General features: G+C 39.0%; 4 protein-coding genes and 2 pseudogenes. 1 reads left to right on the top strand and 5 read right to left on the bottom strand.

The features are described 5' to 3' along the window. Positions 1 to 147: 147 nt before the first annotated feature. The 3 genes and pseudogenes from ABJK37_RS23380 to ABJK37_RS23370 form a co-directional block, all read right to left on the bottom strand. Entirely contained in the window at positions 148 to 567 is a 420-nt protein-coding gene (locus ABJK37_RS23380; RefSeq protein WP_348358843.1) for a hypothetical protein, read from the bottom strand. Between the two features lie 119 nt (positions 568 to 686). Then, a complete protein-coding gene (locus ABJK37_RS23375; RefSeq protein ID WP_348358841.1) occupies positions 687 to 1,055 on the bottom strand; it encodes a hypothetical protein in 369 nt (122 codons plus the stop codon). Positions 1,056 to 1,380: 325 nt separating this feature from the next. Continuing rightward, positions 1,381 to 2,433 (bottom strand): annotated as a pseudogene (locus ABJK37_RS23370) (transposase). Between the two features lie 489 nt (positions 2,434 to 2,922). On the opposite strand from ABJK37_RS23370, the gene ABJK37_RS23365 reads away from it, so the two are divergent. After that, positions 2,923 to 5,004 carry a TonB-dependent siderophore receptor gene (locus ABJK37_RS23365; protein WP_348358839.1) on the top strand — a complete coding sequence of 694 codons (2,082 nt, stop codon included), beginning with the start codon at positions 2,923 to 2,925 and terminating at the stop codon, positions 5,002 to 5,004. A gap of 186 nt (positions 5,005 to 5,190) precedes the next feature. Here ABJK37_RS23365 and ABJK37_RS23360 read toward each other — a convergent pair whose 3' ends face one another. Next, positions 5,191 to 5,370 carry a DUF6429 family protein gene (locus ABJK37_RS23360; protein ID WP_348358837.1) on the bottom strand — a complete coding sequence of 60 codons (180 nt, stop codon included), beginning with the start codon at positions 5,368 to 5,370 and terminating at the stop codon, positions 5,191 to 5,193. A gap of 240 nt (positions 5,371 to 5,610) precedes the next feature. Continuing rightward, a pseudogene (locus tag ABJK37_RS23355) lies at positions 5,611 to 5,895 on the bottom strand (transposase); the annotation flags it as partial.

The raw sequence follows: 5,895 nt of genomic DNA, 5'->3' as shown, positions 1-5,895 counted from the left end.
TATGTGTTTGCTGTAAGCGATGACTTAACAGCCAATATGACAGATGAAGTATACGGCTTAGCTCAGAGATTTGGATTGATCTGAAAAAACGATCAAAAGAACACTAGTACCTATTGACCAACCTGAGGCTCATATGTGTTAGTTGTACTACTTTTTAATTTTCACCAAATCGCCTTCTACAACTAAACACTCATATCTTTCTTTGATTTTGAAAAAATCACCTTTTTCTTTATATTCAGTTATACGTTCAATTCTTGTGTTAACTAATAAATCTCCATCAATACCTGTTTTTTGACCATTTCTAATTGCCTCATCCATAGCGCGTTGCATAAGGTTATCTTTTGGACCTGAAATGTAAACTAGAGTATGTAAGTTAACCTGATAGCAGGCTTTGCCTTTTGTATATGAAACTGTGTTTGTACCTTTCTCATATTCTAAATTTCGTACATTAAATGATGACGCTGCTGTAAATTGCCCCAGTCGTTCATTTGTATCAGGTGGGAATTGAACACACCCTGTTAGAATTGATAAAAAAGGTATTGTTGTAATTATATTTTTGATATGCACGAAATTTCCTTGTGTGTGATGTACAACTAACGTCCCAAGCAGCGGAAAACGCGAGCGTTTTGGCGCAGCCAGCGAGTGGTTTTCCGATGACTTGGTTTGTTAGGCTTTTTACTAGCATGCTATTTTTTGCAGGTAAAATGAACTAAATCTGATTTACTTGAGCCATTAACAAGTGAAGTCCATTTGGAACGTTTAGACCAATCGTTAAATTTTTTAGTTGGCTGTTCGTGAAACCCGTCAACTGAACTACCTGCTAACTCAAAATACTTCATTGCATTGCAATCAATATTTAATTTGGTGAAATCCGTATAAGCTTTATTTTTTCCAACTCGGCTAGAAAGTACGTAAAACTTATTATCTTCGAGTGATTTACTCTCAACAATATAATAAGCCCCTTTATCGCCTGATGAAGGGGCTCGGTATAAAGTATTTGCGGATAAGTTAAGAGATAACGTAGCTGATATTAAGATTAGTGAGATTTTTTTCATGTTCCATCCTTGAGCTATAAAGTTAAAATAATACACATTAATTTAGAAAAGCCTAACTACTTAGTGATTATACAGCACGTAGTGTGTGACTAATAATGAAACACCCAACCTAGACACCCGAAACAATAAAGTACCCAATTGTTGCAAAATCAACAAGCTTAAAGTGGTGTAACTATGTGTTCGTTTGGGTGTAAAAATCCAAAGCTGGGGGCAATAAGGGACTGAGTTGTTGCATGCGCTTATATATAAGGTTTAGTTCAAATTTTAGGCAGCAGAATAACGCTTCCATAATCTGGAAGTGGGTGATGTGAATTTTAGTTGTGACTCAAGCTTGTTGTAATAGCACTCTCGCTTTTGCCATGCCTCGTATTCGTTGATGGTCGGTGTGGTGTTTAAATTGTTGTAGCATGTGTTCGCTACCAACGGCGGTATGAAAGTGTTTTTCGAACTCTGTGGTTAAGGTTAACCATTGTTCTGAGTTAAGTCCAAGCCGCGCAAGAATGGGATTGTGGTGCTGTTCGATGTGGCCTGCTTTATCTTCTCGAATACATCTTCCGGTTGTATCTACCAATTCACAGTAGTCAATTAGGCTGTAAGCGATACCTTTTGGCATGTCTTGCCTGTGATTGCCTACAAAACGCATCAACTTTTTGGGTTGTTCACCTTTTTTGAACGAGTGAATACGACTTTGTATGCTGGTGTGTTTTGAGGTTTCAGGTGTGTTTTCCATTTTGGCTCTAATAGGGTTTAAATCCACATAGGCCATACAGGCTAACACGGCACTTTCATCTAACAATGCTTGTGATTTGAATCGCCCTTCCCACAAATTTATAGGGAATAAATTTGAACAGCTTTAGCTGGCCCGAAGGGTGAGTGCCATGGATGGCAACGAATAAAACCGGCCGGTGCAACCATCTTCTTTATTGGCTTCACGGGCAATGTGCTCATTGAGGTTGCGCATCAGCCAGCTGATGTCATATAAACGTTGGCGGTATATTGTCACGGTTTCTTCGAAACTTATTCTTTCCCCCTGACTCAGAGTGCCACCTTTTTGGTATTTTTGAGTCAACAGCGTGCCTTGATACAGTTGATACCAACGTCTTACAACCTATTTAGTAGACTAACTTTCAGCTGAGTCTTTATCCACACACAGCACCACATGGGTATGATTACTCATCACTGCATAAGCACATATATCAATTGAAAACACCGAAGACAAAAACAACAACCGCTCCTCTACCCATCCTCGGCGATGCACATAACTCTGACCAGTGAATTTATCCTCACCGCACAAAAAGGAACGGCGAACACAGCGGGAAACACAATGGTAATAAGGCGTATCGATTAAACTGACTTGGTTTTTACGTGGTTGAGGCATAACAGACCATCCGTGGTTGTTTGAGCACCTTAAAGATTAGAACAAAGCCACGTTTTTGCTACTTTTTAAGAATGGGTGTCTTCTTTACTTCTTTCTTCTTTACTTCTTTACTTCTTTACTTAGAAACTCGCAACCTTCTCGCCATGAAACTTACCTCTTTTTAGCAGTAGAAAGTAAATAGAAGCTAGTTTTTACTGGCTTTGAAATTGGTCATTCCGGTGAGCTTTTAGGCCGGAATCCTTGATTTTGGAGTTGAGTAGATAGATTAAGTCGAGACTAATTCATTTTATTTAACTTTAATCTGCCCCTGTTATTTTCTACTTTGCAAAAAGTTTATTAAATAGCGCTTCTGACTGTTTTAGCCCTTCTTCGGTTAACTGTATCTATTTAGTTTTAACCACAGCAACGCAAATGATACTGATTTGCATTTGCATTTAATATATAAATACGCACCTAACTATCTTGCCATCTATCTCACCGGAGCACTAAATGAAACACCCTGCAAAAAATTTTTTAACTTTATCTGTATTAACTGCGTTAACAACACCTTATGCCAATGCCCAAACGAATGATGAACAAACGTCAGAAAGTATTGAACGCATAGCTGTTTACGGACAAAAGCAAAAAACTAAAGCAGCGACTAAATTAAACTTGTCTCCCCTTGAAACGCCACAAATGGTGAGTGTGTTATCACGGGATCAAATTGACGATTTTTCTCTGCGAGAAACCAATTCAGTTTTGGCTTATGCGCCGGGCGTTACCGTTGAACAAGTTGAAACCGGTAGAACCTATTACACTGCAAGAGGGTTTGATATTGTTAACTTTCAATATGACGGTATGGGAGTACCCTTTTCATATGGTTTGACTCAAGGACATGATGATGCAGCACTCTTTGAGCAAGTTGAAGTAGTAAAAGGGGCGACAGGCTTAACTACTGGTTTGGCTAATCCATCGGCAACCATTAACTTTGTACGTAAGCGGCCAACTAAAGATTTTAAAGCTGGATTAACTGCTTCTGCAGGTAGTTGGAATCAATTTCGTTTAGATGGAGATGTGTCCGGAGAATTAGTAGAAGATCGCCTTCAAGGACGTGTAGTAATAGCCAAACAAGAAGGAGACTCATATCTTGATCGTTACTCTAAAGAGCTTAACTTATTCTACGGCGTATTGAGTGGTTATGTGACTGACAGCACAAAACTCACCTTTGGCCATACTATCAATGACAATCAGAATAAGGGCAATTCATCAGGTGCTGTACCTATTTTTTATAGTGATGGCAGTTTAACTGACTACTCAGTATCAACCAATACCGCACCAGAATGGGCATATCAAGATGTAAAACAAAACCGTACTTTTGTAGAACTGGAACAAGAAGTAGGTACCAACTGGTTACTTAAAGCCATTTATACTCATAATAATCAAGATAAAGAATGGCAGTCTTTTTACTTAGCGGGGTCCCCTGATCCTACGACAAACGAAGGATTGTTGGCGCAAGCAAGCTTTTATGCTGCTGAAGATGACGAAAATATAGTCGACATTTATATGAGCGGAACTTTTACCCTTTGGGGGCTAGAGCATGATTTAGTCGCGGGTATTAACGTCGCGGATATAAAATTAACAGGCCGCTCAGTGTACAGTAGTGAATGGAATTATAATCCGGTTGGCAATGCATGGGCTAAAGGTCAAACACCCGAGCCGATTTTTGATGTCTATGATGCAGATTCACAATCAACCAATATTAACCAGGATCAAAATTCTTTTTATTTTTCATCTAGGATTAGAGCCACAGATAACTTGTCCTTCTTGCTAGGGGCTAGAACTGTTGATATTGAACAAGAAGGTATTAGTTACGGGGCACCACAAAATGCTACTGAAAATGAAACCGTACCATACTTGGGAGTCACCTATCAGATCTTAGATGGCACTGTTTTGTACGCCAGCGCCAGTGAAGTATTTAAAGCACAAACTTGGGTTGACGCCAACTTAAGTCCTCTAGGTGCAGTTAAAGGCGACAGTACTGAAATTGGTGTCAAACAAGCGCTTTTCAATGATGAGGCCGTATTAACATTTGCTCTATTTGAATCAGCCCAAGATAACTTTGGTGAATGGATAGGCCGAGATGAGGTTTCAGGACTTAACCTTTATAAGGGCGTTAATTTTGAAAGCTCAGGGTTTGAAATCGAATTAGCGGGCGAAGTAACGGATGGACTAAATATCAGTGCTGGTTACACCAAATTAAATGTTGAAGATGAAAGTGGCAATGATACCCGACGTTTTATCCCCACCCAGCAATTTAAATTAGCAGTTGCTTATGAAGTACCATCTATTTCTGGATTACGCATAGGTAGCGGACTTAATTGGCAGAATGAAATATATTATGGCAATACCGAAGTACAAGAGAGTTACGCTTTAATAGATATTTTTGCCAAATATCAGCTGAGTAATCAACTGGTATTAGGGCTAAATATAAATAACCTAAGTGACGAAAAATATCGATTAAGTCCACAATGGGGACAGGCCAATTATGGCGCACCACGAAATGTTATGGCTAGTTTAAGCTGGCAGTACTAAATTTATTAAAGCCAGAGGATATACTTCTGGCTTTAATAATAAACGCCTAAAATCAATTTTTTACATAACAACTGGTTCAGTTTTGAAGCGTTGGTAATATGAACAAAGTGAAAGCTCCGCGCAAACAGCAGCGTCAGCAAGGCTCCAAGCTTTCACTCGTATCTATTTAACTTTATTCTGGTCAATTTACTTATTCCTTAAAAAAAGTTTCTTAAATAATGCTTCTGACTGTTTTAACCCTTCATCAGTTAACTGAACCGACTTAGTTTTACCCACGGGATCACAAATAAGGCCTTTTTCATGAAGCCTATTCATAACTTCCCAATCCATTTGTTTCCATGCACGACCATTGTCATGAAGAGTCAAACAAAGCCCAAACAAAAGCCCAAACAAGACACCCAAAACATTAAAGTACCAATTGGTTCAAAATCAACAAGCATCAAGTGGTGTAAATATGTGTTCTTTTGGGTGTTTAAACCAAAAGTTTTGGGGCAACTGTGGGTTGATAGGTTATATGTGCTTAAACCTGTGATTTAGTTCTAATTTCAGGCAGCAGAATTATGCTTCCATAATCTGGGAGTGGGTGATGTGAATTTTAGTTGTGACTCAAGCTTGTTGTAATAGCACCCTCGCTTTTGTCATGCCTCGTATTCGCTGATGGTCAGTATGTTGTTTAAATTGTTGTAACATATGTTCGCTACCTACCGCTGTGCTGAAGTGTTGTTCGAATTCAGCCGTCAGGGTTAACCATTGTTCGGAGTTAAGGCCAAGTCTTTCTAGAATAGGGTTATGGTGTGATTCTATATAGCCTGCTTTATCCTCTCGAATACATCGACCAGTTGAGTCAACCAATTCACAGTAATCAATCAAACTATAGGCTATGCCTTTTGG

The sequence above is a fragment of the Paraglaciecola sp. genome, from assembly GCF_039964565.1.
In the GTDB taxonomy this organism is placed as follows: domain Bacteria; phylum Pseudomonadota; class Gammaproteobacteria; order Enterobacterales; family Alteromonadaceae; genus Paraglaciecola.
This window is presented reverse-complemented; position numbering and strand designations above follow the sequence as displayed.

Excerpts from the sequence above, each read along its gene's own strand:
- ABJK37_RS23375 (WP_348358841.1), bottom strand. The coding sequence starts at position 1,055 with ATGAAAAAAATCTCACTAATCTTAATATCAGCTACGTTATCTCTTAAC.
- ABJK37_RS23365 (WP_348358839.1), top strand. The coding sequence starts at position 2,923 with ATGAAACACCCTGCAAAAAATTTTTTAACTTTATCTGTATTAACTGCG.